The organism is Parashewanella curva (assembly GCF_003675895.1).
Taxonomy (GTDB): domain Bacteria; phylum Pseudomonadota; class Gammaproteobacteria; order Enterobacterales; family Shewanellaceae; genus Parashewanella; species Parashewanella curva.
In genome coordinates this window covers 92,731-112,957 of record NZ_ML014757.1, presented here as the reverse complement: position 1 = coordinate 112,957, position 20,227 = coordinate 92,731, and the positions used below count along the sequence as shown (strand labels likewise).

General features: G+C 38.9%; 15 protein-coding genes. 4 read left to right on the top strand and 11 right to left on the bottom strand.

The genetic code is table 11. From position 1 onward, the window contains the following. Positions 1-163: 163 nt before the first annotated feature. From D5018_RS03675 to D5018_RS03630, 10 genes are all read right to left on the bottom strand, one after another. The gene (locus D5018_RS03675) at positions 164-1,249 is read right to left on the bottom strand and encodes a hypothetical protein (protein WP_133309228.1); all 1,086 of its coding nucleotides are present in this window, start codon (positions 1,247-1,249) and stop codon (positions 164-166) included. A gap of 185 nt (positions 1,250-1,434) precedes the next feature. Continuing rightward, positions 1,435-2,244, bottom strand: coding sequence for a tryptophan synthase subunit alpha (gene trpA / locus D5018_RS03670; protein ID WP_121837627.1), 810 nt, complete (start codon positions 2,242-2,244; stop codon positions 1,435-1,437). A 3-nt stretch (positions 2,245-2,247) separates the two neighbouring features. Further along, on the bottom strand, positions 2,248-3,450 hold the full coding sequence (trpB, locus tag D5018_RS03665; RefSeq protein WP_121837626.1) for a tryptophan synthase subunit beta: 1,203 nt from the start codon (positions 3,448-3,450) through the stop codon (positions 2,248-2,250). A 13-nt stretch (positions 3,451-3,463) separates the two neighbouring features. Beyond that, positions 3,464-4,852, bottom strand: coding sequence for a bifunctional indole-3-glycerol-phosphate synthase TrpC/phosphoribosylanthranilate isomerase TrpF (gene trpCF / locus D5018_RS03660; protein WP_121837625.1), 1,389 nt, complete (start codon positions 4,850-4,852; stop codon positions 3,464-3,466). A 2-nt stretch (positions 4,853-4,854) separates the two neighbouring features. Further along, the gene (trpD, locus tag D5018_RS03655) at positions 4,855-5,874 is read right to left on the bottom strand and encodes an anthranilate phosphoribosyltransferase (protein ID WP_121837624.1); all 1,020 of its coding nucleotides are present in this window, start codon (positions 5,872-5,874) and stop codon (positions 4,855-4,857) included. A 1-nt stretch (position 5,875) separates the two neighbouring features. Beyond that, on the bottom strand, positions 5,876-6,463 hold the full coding sequence (locus D5018_RS03650; RefSeq protein WP_121837623.1) for an aminodeoxychorismate/anthranilate synthase component II: 588 nt from the start codon (positions 6,461-6,463) through the stop codon (positions 5,876-5,878). Next, positions 6,460-8,001 carry an anthranilate synthase component 1 gene (locus D5018_RS03645; RefSeq protein ID WP_121837622.1) on the bottom strand — a complete coding sequence of 514 codons (1,542 nt, stop codon included), beginning with the start codon at positions 7,999-8,001 and terminating at the stop codon, positions 6,460-6,462. Before D5018_RS03645 ends, D5018_RS03650 begins: the two co-directional genes overlap by 4 nt. 335 nt (positions 8,002-8,336) lie before the next feature. Further along, a complete protein-coding gene (locus D5018_RS03640) occupies positions 8,337-8,534 on the bottom strand; it encodes a YHS domain-containing protein (protein ID WP_121837621.1) in 198 nt (65 codons plus the stop codon). Between the two features lie 219 nt (positions 8,535-8,753). Continuing rightward, a complete protein-coding gene (locus tag D5018_RS03635; RefSeq protein ID WP_121837620.1) occupies positions 8,754-9,605 on the bottom strand; it encodes an RluA family pseudouridine synthase in 852 nt (283 codons plus the stop codon). A gap of 127 nt (positions 9,606-9,732) precedes the next feature. Next, positions 9,733-10,503: an IclR family transcriptional regulator gene (locus D5018_RS03630; RefSeq protein ID WP_121837619.1), complete on the bottom strand. Its 771-nt coding sequence runs from the start codon at positions 10,501-10,503 to the stop codon at positions 9,733-9,735. 241 nt (positions 10,504-10,744) lie between these two features. Between D5018_RS03630 and D5018_RS03625 the strand changes: the two genes are divergently transcribed. From D5018_RS03625 to D5018_RS03615, 3 genes are all read left to right on the top strand, one after another. Further along, on the top strand, positions 10,745-13,519 hold the full coding sequence (locus tag D5018_RS03625; RefSeq protein WP_121837618.1) for a TonB-dependent receptor: 2,775 nt from the start codon (positions 10,745-10,747) through the stop codon (positions 13,517-13,519). Positions 13,520-13,657: 138 nt separating this feature from the next. Further along, the gene (locus D5018_RS03620) at positions 13,658-14,797 is read left to right on the top strand and encodes a Gfo/Idh/MocA family protein (RefSeq protein WP_121837617.1); all 1,140 of its coding nucleotides are present in this window, start codon (positions 13,658-13,660) and stop codon (positions 14,795-14,797) included. A gap of 235 nt (positions 14,798-15,032) precedes the next feature. Beyond that, entirely contained in the window at positions 15,033-16,802 is a 1,770-nt protein-coding gene (locus D5018_RS03615; protein WP_121837616.1) for a sodium:solute symporter family protein, read from the top strand. Positions 16,803-16,851: 49 nt separating this feature from the next. Here the strand turns inward: D5018_RS03615 and D5018_RS03610 are convergent, their stop codons facing one another. Next, on the bottom strand, positions 16,852-19,374 hold the full coding sequence (locus D5018_RS03610) for an ankyrin repeat domain-containing protein (protein WP_121837615.1): 2,523 nt from the start codon (positions 19,372-19,374) through the stop codon (positions 16,852-16,854). A gap of 238 nt (positions 19,375-19,612) precedes the next feature. On the opposite strand from D5018_RS03610, the gene D5018_RS03605 reads away from it, so the two are divergent. Then, positions 19,613-20,152: a cytochrome b gene (locus tag D5018_RS03605; RefSeq protein WP_133309227.1), complete on the top strand. Its 540-nt coding sequence runs from the start codon at positions 19,613-19,615 to the stop codon at positions 20,150-20,152. The last annotated feature ends 75 nt before the right edge of the window (positions 20,153-20,227 follow it).

Sequence of the window (20,227 nt, the reverse complement as noted above, 5' to 3'; positions counted from 1 at the left end):
GTGATTTCATGTCAATATTTATCTAAGGGTTTGTGTGTTTTAGTTTTTGTCTAAGCAACAAGATTATAACACGCAAACCCTTACCTTTTCTTTAAATATCAACATGATAAACGATTTTTATTGTTGGGTTTGAACTCCGAAACTTGAGTTATTAAATGTATAGCTAAAGCAATTTATTCTGACGAAAATACATACTATGTGCTTCTTTAAGGTAAATAATGAGATTAGGAGACAGCGCTCTATCTTTATCACTTAAAATCCATTTTAATTGAGCTTTCAGAACAGCTTCTTTGTTTTGTTCTGTTGTCTCTGTTTTAAGATGGGGGCTAATGCGAGGATTTCTTGCTAGTTGCTGAATGAAGTTATCATTAAGTATGGAGGCTTTCATTCTAGGCTCTTGTACTATTTTAAGCCTTATCTTAGTGCCTTCTTTATAGTCATTAATTATCAATTTATGAAGTTCAAGCAAGCAAACAGCCTCTTCTGGGTAGATAGAGTCGGATCTTTTGGAGGCGCTTGCAATCAGCCCATTAACCGTTTGTAAGTTCCAGCGTCTTTTTGAAATTGCTTCACATTTGGTTAACCGATTTAGTGTAGAGCCGTTAAGTTTATATTTCACTTGCTTGACCCAAGCTAAAAAAGCAGTTTGTTCTCGAGTATGATAGGTAAGTCTGTTTTTGGGATTATTTGAATCAACTTCTTCAACCAGTTCACCTATTGGGATTAATTGTCCATTCATAGAGATCGTTGTTTTAGTCTTATAGACCGTTATCCTTACTGGAGGGAGTTGCTCTCCTAGTTGTAGCTCATCTAACACCTTAGGTGGGTTGCAAGCTAATGATATGGCATAACGTGAATTTAATTTAGCTTCGAATAATCGAGCATCCTCTGTTCTGGCTACTACTGTTGGAGATGAAGCTGTGGCAAAAAGCGATTTAAAAAAGAAAACAATTTTTTGATAAGTGCTTCTGGCGTCAACAACATGAAAACATTCTCCTCTGACTCTTCGAACATCAAATGATTTAATGTTATTTGGGGCTTTTCGTGTTGGGTCTACGAAGTGCCATTTATTCTCATATTTACCAGAAGAGTTAACTATTCCTTCACTTTCGTGTATTACATCTTTAGATGTTTCAGCAAAAGCAGTATTAAGATCTGGAAGGGAATTGTTAGGAGAAGGCACTGACATATTTGGCACCAAAAATATAGCAATAATCTTATAATTATAGTTATTTGATAAATTTCTCAATATTTGAAACAAAAATTAATATACAGAACAATAGCTTTTAGTCAGAAACGACTCTTTATCACAAGAGTGTCTGGGAAGTGAAACAAAGAGAAGGATGGTCGCTTCAACACCTTTCAATGAAGAAGCTAGTAGAAACTTTCTGATTTGCTACAGCTTGAAATAGGGCAAATCAAAATGAAAGTAAGTTAATACGTTGCAACTTTCATGCTTTTGATGAAGTTACCTAATTTAGTCAACATCTTGTTGTTATCTTTCAAATTAGCTTCAATGATTTTGACCACGGCTGAACCAGAAATCGCACCTTCCGCACCAGAATTAATCGCTTGACTGACTTGCTCTGGTGTTGATATGCCAAACCCTAAAATAGCTGGTGGTGCGTTATGTCGTTTAAGGCTAGATAAAATGTGCTCGATTGGCATTCCTGCTTGAGTTTCTGTGCCTGTTACGCCCGCACGAGATAATAAATAGGTATAACCTTCACCTAATTCACTGACTTGTTTGAGTAAATCATCATTAGCATTTGGAGGAGCTATAAAGATTGGTGCAATATCATGAGCTTTGGCAATCTCTCTAAACTCTGCAGATTCTTCAACGGGTACATCGGCGATTAACACTGAATCAACTCCAGCTTGTTGGCAGTTGGTATAAAAGTTCTCAATACCATTGCTATAGACCAAATTGGCATAGGTTAATAAGCCGATAGGAGTGTCTGGGTAATTTTGCCTTACTTTAGCAAGCAGCTCAAAACAAGCTGTGGGGGTGACATCAGAGTTTAAAGCGCGAATGTTCGCGGCTTGAATGACTGGCCCATCAGCGAGTGGATCAGAAAAGGGTAGCCCAAGCTCAAGCGCATCAGCACCCGATTCAATTAGAGTTTGAATGATCTTATATGACTGTTCTAAATTCGGATCGCCTATGGTAACAAAAGGAACGAAGGCACCTTGTTGTTTCGCTTTTAAATCCTCAAAGACTTTTTGGTATCGAGTTTGGCTCATGTGTTATTCCTCAAGGATTGATGTTTGATTTTCAAGAAGTTTTGATACAGAAAAGATATCTTTATCTCCTCGGCCTGATAAGTTCACAACCAGTAAGGTATCTTCAGTCGCTTGTTGTGCCATTTTATAGGCATGAGCTAAAGCATGTGATGATTCTAGCGCGGGAATAATACCTTCTGATTTTGCTAATAATTGGAATGCTTTTAAAGCTTCGTCATCGGTGGCTGACACATAAGTGCCACGTCCCGAAGCATGAAGTTCCGCATGTTGTGGACCTACCGATGGAAAGTCTAATCCCGCTGAAACCGAATAAGACTCTTCAACTTGACCATGTTCATCTTGCATAAGTGGAGATTTCATACCAAAGAATATTCCCGTTCTTCCATGAACCAGCGGTGCGCCATGCATAGATGTGTCGATGCCTTTTCCAGCAGGCTCTACGCCAATTAATGCTACGTCTTTTTCTTTGATGAAGTCAGCGAAAAGGCCAATAGCATTTGAGCCACCACCGATACAAGCAATCACTGCATCAGGTAATGTACCTTCTTTTTCTAAAATTTGTTGCTTGGTTTCTTCGCCGATCATTTTTTGAAATTCCCGAACGATGGTCGGATAAGGGTGAGGGCCAGCAGCGGTGCCGAGTAAGTAATGGGCTTTATCGTAATTGCCTGTCCAGTCACGCATAGCTTCGTTACAGGCATCTTTTAACGTGGCAGCACCAGCGGTTACTGGGATGACTTCTGCACCCATTAATTTCATGCGAAATACGTTAGGCGATTGACGTTCCACATCTTTTGCACCCATATAAACTTTACACTTTAAACCTAGTAAGGCACAGGCTAGGGCTGTTGCTACACCATGTTGACCAGCACCAGTCTCAGCAATAATTTCTTTTTTACCCATACGTTTAGCCAGTAATGCTTGGCCTAGTACCTGATTAGTTTTGTGGGCTCCACCGTGAAGTAAGTCTTCTCGTTTTAGATAGATTTTGACTTTAGGGTTGGGGCTAAAATTGCGTGTTAAGGTTAGTGCTGTTGGGCGGCCAGCGTAATCCTTGAGTAATGAAAGAAACTCTTGTTGAAATTCAGGATCAGATTGAGCATCAATAAACGCTTGTTCTAGTTGCTGCAAGGCAGGCATTAAAGTCTGTGGAACAAATGCGCCACCAAACTCACCGAAATAGGGATTTAATTTAAATGTCGTCATGGTGATTTATGCCTTAATAATTTCTTAAAAGAGTAAAAACGTGTTGGATCTTTGCTGTATCTTTAATGCCTGCTGATACTTCTAAACCAGAATTAAAATCTAAGCCGTAAAACCCTTGTTTCATTGCTTCGGTGGCATTTTCAGGTGAAAGTCCCCCAGCTAGCCAAGCACTTGCTTTGTTTTCAATTGGCAGGCCCCAATCAAACGCATTGCCCGTACCGCCAAATTGATCTTGGTTTTTGGTGTCTAACAGCAGTCTATCCGAATTGTTAGCTACAAAATGAACTTGGCTGTTTTCATCGACTGCGACAGCTTTAGTGACTTTTGTCGATAATCCTGAAATGGTAAATCGAGCTTTAAGCTGCTGGATAAAATCGGTTGATTCCTTTCCGTGAAGCTGCACAGAATGTAAACCAAGCCTTTGGCTTAGAGAAACGATATCATCAATGCTTTGATCAACAAACACACCCACAAAATTGAGCCCTCGTTGGGCGTGGCGATGGTGATCAGTAATATTAGCCGCAGTCTCAGGTGAAACATAACGTGGAGATTTTGGCGTAAAGATAAAACCGATATGTGTAGCACCAGCGTTGGCCGCTGCTGAGCTGTCTTCGATACTGGTGATCCCACAGACTTTGTTATTGCCATAAACGAGTTGACGACATGCAAGGTCTAAATCATTTTCAGCCATCAATGAACTTCCAACTAAAAATCCATTAACTAATGGAGCGAGTTGTTTAACTTGCTGGTTAGTGTAAATGCCAGACTCACTAATAATTACTCTATCCTGACCAATGAGAGGAGCGAGTTGCCTTGTTGTGTCTATATCAGTAGAAAGATCACGAAGGTTACGGTTATTGATGCCAATGATTGCAGCATCAAAGTCAATTGCACGCTGAAGCTCATCTTCATTGGAGACTTCGGTTAGAATATCCAGTTGGTATTGTTTGGCTATGGTAGCTAGAGCTTGATATTGCTCATCATCTAAAACTGATAGCATTAACAAAATTGCATCGGCACCATGATGAGCTGCCAATCTAATTTGATAACTATCAACAATAAAGTCTTTGCATAAAATAGGTTGGTTAACCAGTTTTCTCACTATGGCTAAGTTTTCAAAGCTACCTTGAAAAAATTGTTCATCGGTAAGTACAGAAATTGCGTTGGCATAACGACGGTAAATGCTACAGATTTCTCCAAGGTGAAAATCTTCACGGATCAACCCTTTAGAGGGACTTGCTTTTTTACATTCAAAAATAAAACTGGTTGGCTCTTCTTTTAAGGTGTCATATAAGCTTTTAAGTGAAATTTTTGGCTGTAATTGTTCTTCAGGGTATCGAACTTTTAGTTGTTCAATATGTTCAGCCTTAGTCGCAACAATTTTTTGTAAAATCGTAGACATTCTTACTTCTCCAAACCTGCAATAAGCAGAGCTAACTTTTTATAGCCTGTATCTGTATTCAAAATGTGTAATGCGCATCGTACGCCTTCTTTTGGTGAATTGACGAGTCCACTAAGGTAGATCGCACAGCCAGCATTAGCAGCAACGGCTGCAATATGAGCTGGCTTACCTTGACCAGATAAAATTTGGCGACTGATTTGAGCGTTTTCAGCTGGCGTTCCACCTTGTAATTCTTTTACTTGGTACTTATCGACTCCTAAAGAGTTAGGCGTGAGTAAAGACGTTGAGAGTTGCCTATCTTTGAGTTCACACACCAGAGTCTCTCCATGCACTGCAACTTCGTCTAAGCCGCAACCATGAACCACCATCGCACGTTTTACACCAAGGTTTAGCAGTACCGTTGCAATAGGTTCGACTAATAACTCATCATAAACGCCAAGCAAAATAGCATCAGGTCTGGCTGGGTTAACTAATGGGCCGAGTAAATTAAAAATGGTTCGTGTTTTTAGTTCTTTGCGAACAGTGGCGGCATGTTTAAAACCGCTATGATAAGTAGGAGCAAACAAGAAACTGATCCCTGTTTTCTCTAATAACTGGCTAGCAACTTCTGGTGATACAGTTACATCAACGCCTAATTGGGATAAAACATCCGATGAGCCTGATTTACTTGATACACCTTTATTGCCGTGTTTTGCTACATTTGCTCCAGCCGCTGCAGCCACAAATGCTGCGGTGGTAGATATATTGATGGTATTAAAGCCATCCCCGCCAGTTCCAACAATATCAACAATATTTGCGACATTGCTGCGATTAAACTCTTTTGCATGAGAAAGCGAAGCGTCGGCCGCACCACAAATTTCTTCAACGGTTTCGCCGCGTACTTTCATCGCTGTGAGTAAACTCGCTAGTTGTATGTCATCTACTTGATTGGTGATGATGTCATCAAAGACACATTTCATTTGCTCGCGAGTTAAAGAATGTCCATTAAACACTTTTTGAAATAATGCTTGGTTGTCGTTCATTTTATTCTCCTGAAAAAGTGCTTAAATAAGTTAATGATTGAATTAATAGCTCACTACCACGAGTCGTTAAAATTGATTCGGGGTGAAATTGAAACCCGAGAACGGGATGCTGTTTATGAGCAATAGCCATTGGCAAACTTTCGGTATAGGCAATCACTTCAAGACTACTTGGAACTTGGGTTGCCACTAAACTGTGGTATCGAGCAACCGGTAGAAGTGAAGGCAACTCACCAAACACTTTATGCATTGTGTGATTGATAGGGCTGGCTTTACCATGAATGGTTTGTGGTGCTTTATCTACCTTACCTCCGTAGTGCTCTACTAGGGCTTGATGACCTAAGCAGATCCCTAGAATAGGTAATTGGCCAGAAACCAATTCGATAAGCTTCATCATACAGCCTGCATTTTTTGGTGCACCTGGGCCGGGAGATAAAACCAGAACAGCATCATTATCGGCCAGAATTTTTTCAGCGAGATATTCAGCATTTAAATCATTGCGATAAATGTATACCTGATGACCTAAGCTACGAAATTGATCAACTAAGTTGTAGGTGAATGAATCAAAGTTATCTAATAGGTAAATGTTCATAGTCCACCTCCAAGTTGGATGGCTGAAATTACGGCTTGGGCTTTTTGACGGGTTTCATCGGCTTCGGCTTGAGGATCAGAATCGAACACCACTCCAGCTCCTGCTTGGACGTGGGCTACATTGTCTTTTACATAAGCTGAGCGGATCACGATACAAGTGTCCATATCGCCCTGAGAATTGATATAACCCACTGCGCCTCCGTAACTGCCTCGGCGCTGGCCTTCAACTTGTCTGATTAATTGGCTGGCTTTAATTTTGGGGGCACCGGTTAACGTACCCATATTCATGCAAGCTTGGTAAGCATGAAGGGCGTCTAGATGAGGTTGAAGTTGACCTGTAACTCGACTGACCAAATGCATGACATGTGAATAGCGATCAACTTTAAGTAATTCAGGAACCTTTCGTGTTCCAGCTTGGCTGATTCGGGCAATATCATTACGTCCTAAATCGACTAGCATTAGATGTTCCGCCAACTCTTTTTTATCTAGCCTTAACTCAAGCTCTATTCGGCAGTCTAAATCGGCATCAATATCGCCGTGCTCGTCTTTACCGCGCTTTCTTGTTCCGGCAATGGGGTAGATTTCAACTTGATTTGAGTCTGCTTCATATTTAAGGGCGCTCTCAGGAGAAGCACCAAATAAAGTGAAGTCTTCGCCACGGAAATAGAACATATATGGGCTTGGGTTCGTTTGTTTCAGCGTACTGTATGCTCCCAGCGTATTAGGGCAAGGCAAGCTAAAACTACGAGAAGGAACAATTTGAAAAATATCGCCTTCAATGATGTGTTGCTTAAGTTCAGAAACATGAGCTTTAAATGTTTCGTCGCACATATTTACTCTGGGTTCAGCATCAACACTTGCTGCTGATAAAGCCACTGGTGGCATTTTTGCTAAGTGTGTAATTTGCTGTGAACGATCGGCTAATTTCGCAGTATTTGATTCATCAAAACTAAATGAATAGGTCGTTAAACTGGCTTTCTTTTGGGTGTGGTCTAAAGTGATAAGTTGTTCTGCCAGATAGAACACATAGTCAGGTGTTTGGTTATCTCCTTGCTTCACTTTAGGCAAAGACTCGATGCAAGCGATAAAATCGAAAGAAAAGACACCGCCAAGAAAAATCGATTGGTGCTCAGACGTTTTTTCGTCAAGGCTAAGAATGGCACGAAGCCCATCTAATGGAGATTGACTTAATAATTTTTGGTCCTCATCTAAAACATCGTGGCTTGGTTCAAGTGTGATTGTCAAACTATTACCAGTTAATTGGTGTTCAAGGTTTTCAAATTTAAGCGCAATTTGTGGGAGTAAGTGTTGTCCATTTATAGTCAGCGCTACAAAAGTTAAGTTTTGGTGATCGCAACGAATCATCATTGCTGCATCCGTCATGATAAGACTTTTAAGATGAGCTTTACTGTCTATTTCGGCAGATTCTAACAACATAGAATGGCTACAATTCTGGGTAACCAATTGATATAAACTCAATGGATCGGTTTGATAGCTGATCTTATTATTTACCGCCGAAAATTGAAGCTTACTTTTCATTTCTAGCACCTAGTTATCAAATTTGAAGCATAAAAAAACCCGCATGTTGCGGGTTTTATGTGTCTTACTCTGTTTGCTTTATTTATTTTGCATGCACAGCATTACACTACCCGCGATTGAGGAAGTGCCACCACCAGTTGATGATTTGAAGAGCTGCATTAAAATTCATGTGTTTAGTAAGATATAAATAAAGTCAAAATGTATTTATAGAAAACACCAGATAACAATAAGTGTCAATATTTTTTTAGTTTGAGCGCTTTTGATATTACTGTTTTTTTATGGTTGGCTCTTGATATTCAAGCGTTATTTTGCTTAAAGACTTATTGTTTATCCGTTTATTTATCGTACTTTTTTCTTAAGATACCATCAAAATACTGTGTGTCATTGGGTCTGTCTTCAAAATTTTCTTCAAAGTCATCTCGACAATTAGGGTTGCAAAAACCAACAATATAGCCTCGATATTCAGTTAACGAGTCCTCTTTAACCGCCTTTCCTGAGCGTGGGCAAAAGTTATTAATTGTTTTTGATGTCATTGCTATCAAATCCTATAAGTTTGTAACACTAATAGACATAAGATCCATTGAAAGAGCTTAAGATTGGTAATGCGAATCTTGTATGGATAAATTATTGAAGCTCAAAAAGCATAGATATTCAGCCCTGAAAACCAAACACTTAATTATACAGCATTAAGGCTAGAATTGATTAATATCTATGCAATTTATGATTTTGTCAACAAAGCCATGATGAATAATCTAAAGAGACAACATTAAACTATCTTCTACCTTGAATTGATACAGCTTTTGAGTAAATGGACAAATAAAGCTAAGTGAAACAGCTTGTAATTGCAAATCTCTCGCTTCATCTCCACTTATGCCGTGCATTCTGTCTCCCACAATTGGGAATTCTATAAAACTTAAATGCTTGCGGATTTGATGTTTTCTACCTGTAAGCAATTTAACATCTACCTTAGAATATTTTTCATTTTTTCCGACAAATGAAAATTTGGACGAAGAAGGCTTGTTATCAATCGGGTGGTCAACTAAATACTCCATAGGTATAGAAGAAAAATCACCATGAACAATAGCCTGATAGCGTTTATCAACTTTCCGAGAATGAAACATTTCAGAAAATAGACGGGCCGCCTTTTTTGTATGGCAAAGTAAAATCAGTCCGGAGGTTGCTCTATCGAGCCGATGAATTAGAAATACTGGGCGTTCATTTTTCCCAGTTAATTTATGGAAATTAGACTCAACCCAACGATTAATACTGAGATGGTCAGCCCAGCGGCTTCCTTGACAGTTAAGTCCAAATGGCTTAAACCACACGCTAAATACATCGCCATCGAAAATGAGTGACGGTGCTGGCGCAGATTGCTGAAGCAATTGAGAGTTGTAGTTTAACTCTAATTTATCTTCAGGTAATAAAGACTTACTTGCTCGTCTAAGGCGTTGTTTACTCTTACCTCTGTATAACCATACCGCCCCTTTATGCATTGCATCCTTTATCTGTGCTTGCGTGAGTTGTGAAGAAGATGCTAGCAACTGACTTGGCTTAGTCTGGTAATTACTTTCATCTATGGGCAAGGTCAGTTCAAGTTTATCCATTATTACAGCAGGTGAGTGATCAGACGGCTCATTATATACATTTGTCGAGAAGCCGTAATGGGGAGTTGATAAAATTTCAAATCAGTATGATTACATTCGTTCTGAAGTTATGTAGCGTCGTTTTCTCCTAATCCTCCGCACCTGCAAATTTTGAAGTGATTTGTTGTACTGTTGACTCTAGGTTTCTTTTTATCTCATCTAAATTGGTGTTCATCTCTGGAACTTTATAGGTGAGAGTTGATATAACTAAAACAGCTATCACTTCTTCATCACTACTGAAAATTGGGAACCCAATATCGAATCCACTTAAAAAGATAGGGCTTTCCATTGCTTCATATCCTTGTTTTTTCACTTTTTCGATACGTTTACGTAGCTTTTGAAAATCAATTTCTGTATTGCTTTGTGCTTTGTAAGCTTCAAGCATGGATTGACGCTTATTATAAGATGCAAACGATAAAAGGACATGTCCAGCACAATTATTTATAAGTGGAAGTTTACTACCTATATTATAAGTGAGTTGTTCCATGTTATCGGTACTAGCCTTATAAGCGGTAATTATTCCGTGACCTTCTGAGTAACATACGAGGTAACAAGGGTGCTTGCATTGGCTAGATAAAATAGTCATTTGAGGTAGAGCAAGATCTAATAATCTATTAGTAGGTGAGATCGTTTGTGATAAACGAAACAGTTTAAGTGATAGTCGATATATTTTCCCTTCAGGTGTGTACTCTACATAATCCAACTCCTTAAGAACGGACACCATTCGAAATAATTGTGCATTTGTTCGCGACAGCTTGTTTGATATTTCAGTCAGACTTAAGCCTTTGGGGTATTTTGAAAGTAACTCTATAACTTCTAACCCTTTTTCTAGCGCCGGAGCCGTATACTTTTTATTCATACGAACTTTGTTTCCTATTATTTCATTATTTTTATGTTACGTTGACGTTAACGTGTATGTGATTGTGACTGGGTGTTTCGTATATAAAATATATCGATAATTTATGTTTGTATATAAAATAATGTGATTTATGGTCAATCAATGTTTGATTATTTGTGAATTAAATGTCAAAAAAGCGATGTCGTTTCAAAATTGAATCAGCGTTTAATATTTGAATCAGTCACAACCATGGAAGAGAATAATGAATAAAAAGTTTAGCCGATCAGTGCTTTCGACTGTAATCAGTGCAGCTATCGTAGGTAGCTTATCGATTTCAGCTCAAGCTGCTGAAGATGAAGCAAGCAAAAGCAAGAAAAATGAAGACATCGAAAAAATTACCGTTTCAGGCATTCGTGGCTCTGTTGCAGAATCTCTGAATACTAAAAGGTTTGATGATAATTTTGTCGATGCCATTACCGCTGAAGATGTAGGTAAATTACCGGATCGCAATGTGGCAGAAGCCCTACAACGTGTGCCAGGTGTTGCTATTCAACGTGATAGAGGTGAGGGTGACTTCGTATCTATTCGTGGTCTGGGTCCTGATTTTGTGCGTGGTACGGTAAATGGTCGTACTTTAGTAAGTGGTACAGAGTCTTTTGACTCAACACTGAATGGTGGTGCTGCAAGTACGACCGGTCGTGCAACTAACTTCGATGTACTCCCAGCTGAAGTTATTAACAAGTTAGAAGTTTACAAAACCGGTTCAGCCTCTCAAGTAGAGGGTGGTATTGGTGGTGTTGTTAACATTAAAACCGCACGTCCTCTACAGCTTGGAACCACAACTGCTGCAACAGTTCGCGGTCAGTACGGTGAGTTCAATAAGAAAACCAAACCATCATTCAGTGGCTTGCATAGCTGGGTAAATGATGACGAAACCTTTGGTGCAATGGCGGCGGTAAGTTACTCAGACCGTTATATACGTGAAGATATTGCCAATACCTTTGGTTATTTAAAATCGCCTGAAATTGACACAAATAGTGATAAAAAAGGTGATTTAGCTGGTGCCTTTATTCCATTCTCTGCTAACCCTGAATCATTTACAGAAGAGCGTAAGCGTACAACTGTAAATGGAACGCTACAATGGTTGCTTGGTGAGGATACTCAGTTGGTTGCAGATGTGCTTGTGTCTAAGCGTGATATCGACTCTAACCAATATGGTGCAATTTATTCATTAGCTCCTGGAAGTCAAGCGGGTGTTAAGTTTTGTAATACTGAACCAAATGAAGATAAAAGTGTTACTTGTAAACCAGAACTTAACAGTGGCACATTTACTCGTTTCCCAACGACAGCTAACATTGAGAGCTTTACAGATATTCGTTCCGGTTCAGATGAAAGTGTTAACTTTGGTTTGAATTTCCAACACAACACTGAGAACTGGTTATTTGAAGCAGATTATTCTTATGCTGATGCCAGTGGTGAACTAAATTTTGGTCGTTCAGTAATTTCGCTAGTTGATGGTTTGAATGCTGATGGTAAAAATATCGTTCACACAGTGAAAGGTATCGCGTCCACTCATGGTGATACAGTCAGCTTCACTCCAGATGCAACTGATGCAGCTTTGTTATCTGCTGCGAATTACGCTATTCAACAAACAGAGTTAAGAAAACGTAAAAACGAAGATAGCGAGCACGCATTCAAATTTGATGCGACCTATAGCTTTGATAGTGACATTTTTTCTGAGTTAAAAGTAGGTGCGCGCTGGCGTTCACGTGAAAAGACGTTTGATGTATATTTTGGTCAAAATGGTGGTCGTAACAACCCAGCTCTAGCCACAGCTATTACTAACTCTACGATGCGTGCACCGAGCAACTTCTTAGATGGAAGCCTTACTGGTTTAACGCCTTCACAGCTACTTTTCCCTAACCATCAAGCTATTTTAAATGCACGAGGTAAAGGAATAGATGTTGCAAGACAGTCTTTAGAGAGCTTCGTTGCTGAAGAAGAAACCTTAGCTGGTTATGCTCAGTTAAATGTTAATACCTATGTAGGCGATATGAAGCTTTCTGGTAACGCAGGTGTACGTGTAGTTCGTACAAATACCGATGTAACTGGTCAGTCTCAAAAATTAACCCTTGAGCAGCAAGGTTCAATTAACGTACCAGTGCTTTCTGGTGAAATCACAGACTTCCCATTCAGTAACAGCTACACTAATGTATTACCTAGCTTGAATGTTAAGTTAGATATTACCGAAGATTTGGTTGGTCGTTTCTCATATTCTAAGTCGTTAACTCGCCCTGAGTTCGAACAATTAGCGCCTTCTCTAAAAATCATTAATGCTACTCAGCGTATCGCTGGATTTGGTAACCCAAGTCTCGAGCCATACCTAGCAGATAATTTTGATTTAGGTTTAGAGTGGTACTTTAATGAATCGAGCGCCTTCACTATTGCTGGATTCCATAAAGATATCGACGATTACATTGTGGGTTCTGTAAACAAAGATGTGACTATCGCTGGTGTTAAGTTTAACTCTGTAAGACAGCCCGATAACCAAGGTAACGCAAAAATTAAAGGCTTTGAAATTGGTTATAGCCAAGCCTTTACTTTCTTACCAGAACCGTTTGATGGTTTAGGTGCCATTGTTAATTTAACAAAAGTGAGTGCAGATCTTAAGTTGAATAATGGTGATAAGGTACCTTTCCCTGGCGTATCTGATACCAGCATTAACACTGCACTTTACTATGATAAAGATGCACTGCAAGCTCGCTTAGCATACTCTTGGAGAGATGATTTCTTAATCGATCCAACTGATGTTTTTGGCGCAAGTCAACTGTATGCAGAAGCTTATGGTCAGTTTGATTTATCTGTAAGCTATGAGTTTGCTGACGGTCTAACTGGTTTCTTCGAAGTCGTTAACTTAACTGACGAGCAAGAAAAGCGTTATGCAACTGCAATTGATTCACCTGCGAATGGCACACGCCCATTATCGCTTGGTCAAACTGGTCGTAAGATCAATTTAGGTGTTAGTTACAAGTTCTAACTCCCTGAAATCATACCGTCGCTTTAATGTGGCGGTATGGTTTTTTCTGTATAAAATTTTTATTTTTTGACAGGAGAGTTGTATGAATCTGTCATTCTTCTATTCTCATCACTCTCGCGTTTTTAAAGGATTTCATTCATGAAAGTAGGTTTATGTGGTCTGGGTGACCGTTTGAGCTATGTTGCAAAAGTAATGCAAGAGTTAATCCCAAACTTTGAGTTGGTTGCTTATGCCGATCCTTCTTCGGTTAAATTAAGCTATATGGAAGAGCATAACATTCACATGACAGGCTACGATCAACTATCTGATATGCTTGCTAATGAACAGCTTGATTTACTGATGATTGGTTCCCCTAACCATCTGCATCTTGAGCACATTCGTATGGGGTTAGAAGCGGGAGTAAAAATCTTTACTGAAAAACCAGTTGTTATTTCTGAAGAGCAAACTTTTGACCTATTAGCCTTAATTAAAAAATACGATGCTGTAGATAGTATTATGGTCGGCATGGTGCTTCGTTATGCGCCTTTATATAAAGACTTGAAGAAAAGTCTTAGCGCAGGCGATATTGGCGAAATTATGAGTGTTGAAGCATCTGAGCATATCGCTCCAGAACACGGTGCATTCTTTATGCGTGACTGGCGACGCAACTCGGAATTGTCAGGTGGTTTTTTGCTAGAAAAATGCTGCCATGACATCGATATTTACCAAGGTGCGATCGGTTCAAGGCCAAAAAGAATTGCAAGCTTTGGTAGCCGAAGATTCTTCAACTCACAACACTCAGAACTGGAAAAGGAAGATGTTTATCATGAAAGGAAGTCACGCTGGCAAGGTGTAGACAGCGTGTTCACAGGTGATGGTGATTTGATTGATAATCAAACTGCATTGCTTGAATACGAAAATGGAACTAATTTGTGTTTCCACACGAACCTAAATACTCCAGATGAATTCCGTCACTTTTGTGTAATTGGCACAAAAGGTATGGCTGAAGGGGATTTTGTTCGTAACTATTATCGAGTTCACGATGCTGTAAGCTCAGAAAAAATCACCGATATTGAATATCAGCATGATGACAGCATTTCTATGCACTATGGTGCAGAAGAGCAAATGGCGGCCGATTGGACGGCTTACTTTGAAACCGGCGCGTCATTACCCGTTTCAATTATTGATGCGCTTGAGGCTGGTTTAACTGCAATAAAGATAGATGAAGCAAGAAAAACAGGTCAGGTTATAGATATGACTGAGACTTGGAATAAGTTTGATAGTTACGGTTTACGTTAATCGTATGTTTCAAAAAGTGCTGTACATGATGTACAGCTCAAGGGGTTCTTGATTATTTATCAAGCTCAGCCAAATATTAGCTCTTGGATACCGTCATACCTGCGAAGGCAGGTATCCAGTGACTTACTTTAGAGAAAGTAGATACGCTGGACTCCTGCCTTCGCAAGAGTGACAACAAAGTTAGCTGAACTTTGTCGGTAATCAGGATGAGTTTTAAGATAACAGAATAATAATTATGACTTTAATTGACTGGTTAATCGTTGCATTATATGTAGTTGCAACCATAGCTATTGGGATGTACTTCACTAAAAAGGCCAGTGAAAGTACCGCAGATTTCTTTGTTGCTGGCCGTTCTCTTCCTTGGTTTATTGCTGGTACCTCAATGGTTGCCACAACCTTTTCTTCTGATACCCCTCTCTTTGTTGCTGGTGTAGTGCGAGAGCAAGGTATCTATGCAAACTGGATCTGGTGGGTATCAGTTATTGGTGTTTTAGTTTCAGTATTTTTCTTTGCAAACCTTTGGCGGAGAAGTGAAGCTATCACTGAAATCGAATTTATTTCCCAACGTTATGATAAAAGTAAGGCAACGGATGGTTTAAGAGTATTCAAGGCTTTGTTTGATGGTGTCTTCATTAACTGTATCATTATTGCTTCAGTTACTTTAGCCATGTCTGATATCATTAGTGTTATCCTTGGCTTCTCAAATGAGGCTTTATTTAACGTACCGATTTTTGGTGGAATTACTGCAACGGATGTGGTTTTAGTCGGATTAGCACTGGCTGCGGTTGGCTATACGGCATTATCTGGCTTGTATGGTGTCGTTTATACCGATTTGATTCAATTTGGTTTGGCGATCATTGGCTCAATCGCATTGGCATTCTTGGTGTATGTTGATCTTGGCGACCAAGGTGGAATCGTTACTGCGTTACAAGCAACACCTAACTTTGATAGCGAAACATTAAGATTCTTTCCTGAATTTGGTTGGGATTTAAAAACGGCTACTTTCTTTATTTTGCTTGCCATTGGCTGGTGGAACTACGCACCGGGCTTTGGTTTCTTTTTACAAAGAACTTTGGCATCTAAAAGTGAAAAAGATGCAGTTTTATCTTTGTATTGGTTTGCTTTCTGTCATTTAGTGGTAAGAAGCTGGCCTTGGATTATTGTAGGTGTCGCTTCGATCATCTATTTCCCTAATCTTGCTGATCCAGAGCAAGCCTATCCTAGAATGATTGATTCTTTTCTACCGGTTGGTTTGAAAGGTGTCATGGTTGCATCATTGTTAGCGGCGTTTATGAGTACTCTAGATACTCAATTAAACTGGGGATCTTCATATTTAGTTAATGACATCTATTCGCCATATTTGGTTAAAGACAAACCTAAAGAACACTATGTAAAAGCCGCACGGATCAGCATGCTTTTATTAACTATTGTGGCATTATTTGTGACAACTATGGTTACCAGTATTATTCAAGCCTATGAATATATTGCTGTGGTAGTTATTCCGCTTGCCTTTGTTCAGGTGATTCGTTGGTATTGGTGGAAGATTAATGTTTACTCGGAAATTACCGCTTTAGTGACCGCTGCGATTGTGGGTAACGCTTTACTGTTTATTTTGCCAGATGTAGGTGAGGAGCGTTGGTTTGCGGTAAGAATGCTTTGCACTGCGATAGCAACGGTAATATTAACGATAATTGTGACCTTACTAACTTCATCAAAAGAGCCTACAGAGCAAACCATTAAGTTTTATGGACGTTTGAGAGTTCACGGCCCCGGTTGGAAGAAAGTACGTGAAATGACGGGTATCACGCCATTGTCATCCGGCTTGAAAGATAACTCCATTGCTTGCTTAGCAAGTATTGCGATGATTTATTCACTATTGCTTGGTATCGGTCATTTATTGTTTGAACAATGGCAACAAGCTGTGCCTTATGCTGTAGCAATAGTCATTTCGGGTTGGATTCTACATAAGAAAATGCCCTTAGTCATTAAGAACCTTAGAAGTTAGATTTTGGTTTTAATATGAATAAATGCCTGCAATTTTATAAAGCAGGCATTTATAATTCTGTTTCTATTGTTGACGATGAGGCTTCATGCTTTCTTGCTTCTTGCTGGCTTCGTTTTTTTCTAAATGACCATTTTTTTTTGAAAGTGGTTTGAGTTCTTTTTGAGCTGGGCGTTGCATGCATAGCATCATGCTTAGGTGGAAATTTCATAGCTGTTTTCTTTAATAATGCTATTGTCTTTTTATCTAATTTATTTTCTGTAGCAAGATCCAATGCGGTTTTATCGTTATTATCAACTAAGTGTACCGCTTCTGGGTACACCTCTATTAGCTTATTTATTACTAAAGTAAGTCTGTTTTTTATTGCAACATGGAGACATATGCATTCTCTATCCCTGTCAATGTGTTCAGCTAATGATGGATTCGCATTTAGTAATATCAAAGCCGTTTCAGTGTGATTTTCTAATATAGCATTTTGTACTAAAAGCCCCGTTCCGCATTGAAATTGCTCTCTGGTGTGCAGTTGCTCTAGGATTAGTTTGAGTATTTCATTTTTCCCTAGGGCTGCGATAGCCTGTAAGGCTGTAAATCCTCCTTGACTTGGTCTTGTAACGTCTATATCAGGACATTTAATTAGAAACATACCAATTTCATCATGCCCTTCATTTAATGCTGCGTTTAATGGCGGTGATGCAAGAGTTTCGTCAACATAGTTAATATCTGCGCCAGCGTTTAGCAACAACTGTACAGCTTCAAAGTGGTTGAAATAAATGGCTTCAAGCAAGGCTTGGGATAATGCTTTTTTATTTTCAGTCACTCTTGAGTCATTCAATAAAATTTTCAAGCAATCCATGCTGCATTCTTCTTTGGTTAAAGTAAGTTGCAGGCATGTGTATCCCTTATACTTCTGCTGAAGATCTACTCTATGTTTTAGTAATAATTTAAGTGTTTCACCACAGTTATTATGAGAAGCAATATGGATTGGAGAACAAGCCTCGATCAAAGGTAACGTTACCTTTGCTTTTCTTTCGATAAGATGTTTAGCAACAAATGTTAAGTTAGGGTCTCTAGTTGACAGAGAAAGAGCGGTATGACCAACACTGTCTATTGCATTTATATCACACTCTTGTTCAATTAAATAATCAATAAAATCAAGTAATTTGTGTTCTTCGCATCGAATGAAATGATTTACGAAGTTTACTAAAACATGTAGAGCTGAGGCTTTATATTTTGGCTTTAATATTTTATAGTGAGCACCTGATTTTATGAGACACTGTGAGATCTCTAAGTCACCATGTGCTAATGATATAAATAAAGCAGAATTATCACAGCCGTTGAGATGATCAACGCTAGCGACATATGGGAGCAGAGCCTCAACAAGCTTCAAGTTGGCGTATTTGCATGCATCGTGAAAGGGGCTGTTTCCTGAAGAATCAAGCATAGAATCTATGCTTTTTCCTCGTGGAATCAGGCATTCAATCCAAGCTTTTAAATTTGAAGTATGTGTATGTAAAGCGTGTAGGGGGTAATATCCATCTTCATCTTGAACATCAACTGAAGCTTTATGCGCGAGCAAAAGCTCGCAGATAGGAAAAAGCCTTTCCCTTACTGCGATATGAAGAGCTGTTTGATCATGTTCATGACGTTCATCTACGTTATAGTTATTGTTTAACAGATATTCCACCATTTTCAGAAAATTAAGTTTCACGGCATAAAAGAGCAATGAGTGCTTATTAATTTTTTGATTGTGGTCAACTAACCCTTCTGAGAATAAATAAGTTAGCGCATTGTATTGATAACAAATAAATAACCAGCGTAGAAGTTCTTCAAGAGGTGATTCAAACTCAATATCTGTTTGACGAAATTCTTTGACCTCAGGATCCCAACTGACTAATAAAGTCGCAGTGTCAAAAGCGTCGTAATCAATGGCTTGTATCAGGGCACTTTGGCTAAAAGATTCATTGGTAATGTTAGCTTCAGCACCATGGAGCAACAGTTGTTTTGTTATGTCGGCACGTTTGTATTGCGCGGCAACATCAAGTGGAGAAAACCCATTATTCAGCTTGAGATTGGGATCTGCACCATGTTGAAGTAGTGTTGTAACGATATCTAATTGACCTTTAATGATTGATAGAATTAGAGGTGTTTCTCCCGATTCTTTTCTAGTAGTGTTGAATTGGCACCCAAGATTAAGTAAGTAATTGACGATTTCAATTGTCCCATCACTACATGCTAATTGTAATGGTGTTAACTCGTGAAGCTTAGTTTTCGACTCAATATCTGCCCCTTGCCTAATTAACAACTGCACAATTTCTATTTGTTTAAAGTGACAGGCGATGTGTATTAAAGTGAAAGCATCGCCTTGACTGTTTGGTCTTTCTGTAAATGCGATAAGTTGGTCGATTTTTTCAAGCGTGGGTATCAGTTTACTTAGTTTTTTTTTATCTCCCGCTTTGCAAGACTTTATAAGCTCTTTACCCAATTGATTGTCAGGTTCGGTTTCGATAGCGTTTTGTTGGTCTAGGGAAGTAGAATACGCATCAGTTACTTGGCTAGTTTCAGCGAGAACTTGCATAATATAACTCTATGTTTTTTGCTTTTTATAAGTGTCTCAAGATTAACTTTGCATTGGAATTCTATAACAGTGATTTGGGTGAGGTTTAATCTTCAAGTTATTTAGTCTTAATAAATGAAAGACAACTTTAAATGAATTGTATGATTTTTGTGTATAGTAAAGCTGTTCAACCTAGGTTCATTGACTTATCTATGTGTGTTTATTACAAAGAGGTGATTACAACACAGCAGTTGAAATTATGAATTATAAACTTTCTAAATTAACCATTTTTATGCATTGGATAGTTGGTTTTGGAATGATTGGAATGCTTTTACTTGGTTGGTACATGACAACTTTTGAAGCCCATTCACTTTATCCTTTACACAAATCTGTTGGCTTATTGGTGATATGTTTTTCTTGTATGCGAATTTTATGGCGATTAAAAGAAGGGTGGTTTCCTCCTGCAACACCAATGGAGGGCTATGAGAAACTGGCAAGCAAAACTGTTCATTATGCTTTACTCATTATCACCTTGCTTTTTCCGATATCAGGAATGTTGATGTCTGCAGCGAGTGGACACGGCATCGCCTTTTTTGGGCATGTTTTAGTGTCATCAAATATTGATTCTGCTACACATAAAGCTATTGCGATAAATCACTCACTTGCAGAAATAGGTAAAGAGATTCATAGATTCTTAATGTGGGCACTTGCCATGATCTTTTTGATCCATATTTCTGCTGTTATCAAGCATCATTTTTTTAGTAAAGATGATACTTTGAATCGCATGCTTGGGAAATAGAATATTAACAGGCTGTTCTTTTATAGTTCATAATAATTAAGTAATCTAGTTCACGAATCTAACAAGATTTTTACT

What these genes read in the sequence shown, in the direction of transcription:
- D5018_RS03605 (WP_133309227.1), top strand. Translation starts at nt 19,613, where the DNA reads ATGAATTATAAACTTTCTAAATTAACCATTTTTATGCATTGGATAGTT.
- D5018_RS03625 (WP_121837618.1), top strand. Translation starts at nt 10,745, where the DNA reads ATGAATAAAAAGTTTAGCCGATCAGTGCTTTCGACTGTAATCAGTGCA.
- D5018_RS03635 (WP_121837620.1), bottom strand. Translation starts at nt 9,605, where the DNA reads ATGGATAAACTTGAACTGACCTTGCCCATAGATGAAAGTAATTACCAG.
- trpCF (WP_121837625.1), bottom strand. Translation starts at nt 4,852, where the DNA reads ATGTCTACGATTTTACAAAAAATTGTTGCGACTAAGGCTGAACATATT.
- D5018_RS03610 (WP_121837615.1), bottom strand. Translation starts at nt 19,374, where the DNA reads ATGCAAGTTCTCGCTGAAACTAGCCAAGTAACTGATGCGTATTCTACT.
- D5018_RS03640 (WP_121837621.1), bottom strand. Translation starts at nt 8,534, where the DNA reads ATGACATCAAAAACAATTAATAACTTTTGCCCACGCTCAGGAAAGGCG.
- D5018_RS03615 (WP_121837616.1), top strand. Translation starts at nt 15,033, where the DNA reads ATGACTTTAATTGACTGGTTAATCGTTGCATTATATGTAGTTGCAACC.
- trpA (WP_121837627.1), bottom strand. Translation starts at nt 2,244, where the DNA reads ATGAGCCAAACTCGATACCAAAAAGTCTTTGAGGATTTAAAAGCGAAA.
- D5018_RS03630 (WP_121837619.1), bottom strand. Translation starts at nt 10,503, where the DNA reads ATGAATAAAAAGTATACGGCTCCGGCGCTAGAAAAAGGGTTAGAAGTT.
- D5018_RS03650 (WP_121837623.1), bottom strand. Translation starts at nt 6,463, where the DNA reads ATGAACATTTACCTATTAGATAACTTTGATTCATTCACCTACAACTTA.
- D5018_RS03645 (WP_121837622.1), bottom strand. Translation starts at nt 8,001, where the DNA reads ATGAAAAGTAAGCTTCAATTTTCGGCGGTAAATAATAAGATCAGCTAT.
- trpD (WP_121837624.1), bottom strand. Translation starts at nt 5,874, where the DNA reads ATGAACGACAACCAAGCATTATTTCAAAAAGTGTTTAATGGACATTCT.
- trpB (WP_121837626.1), bottom strand. Translation starts at nt 3,450, where the DNA reads ATGACGACATTTAAATTAAATCCCTATTTCGGTGAGTTTGGTGGCGCA.
- D5018_RS03620 (WP_121837617.1), top strand. Translation starts at nt 13,658, where the DNA reads ATGAAAGTAGGTTTATGTGGTCTGGGTGACCGTTTGAGCTATGTTGCA.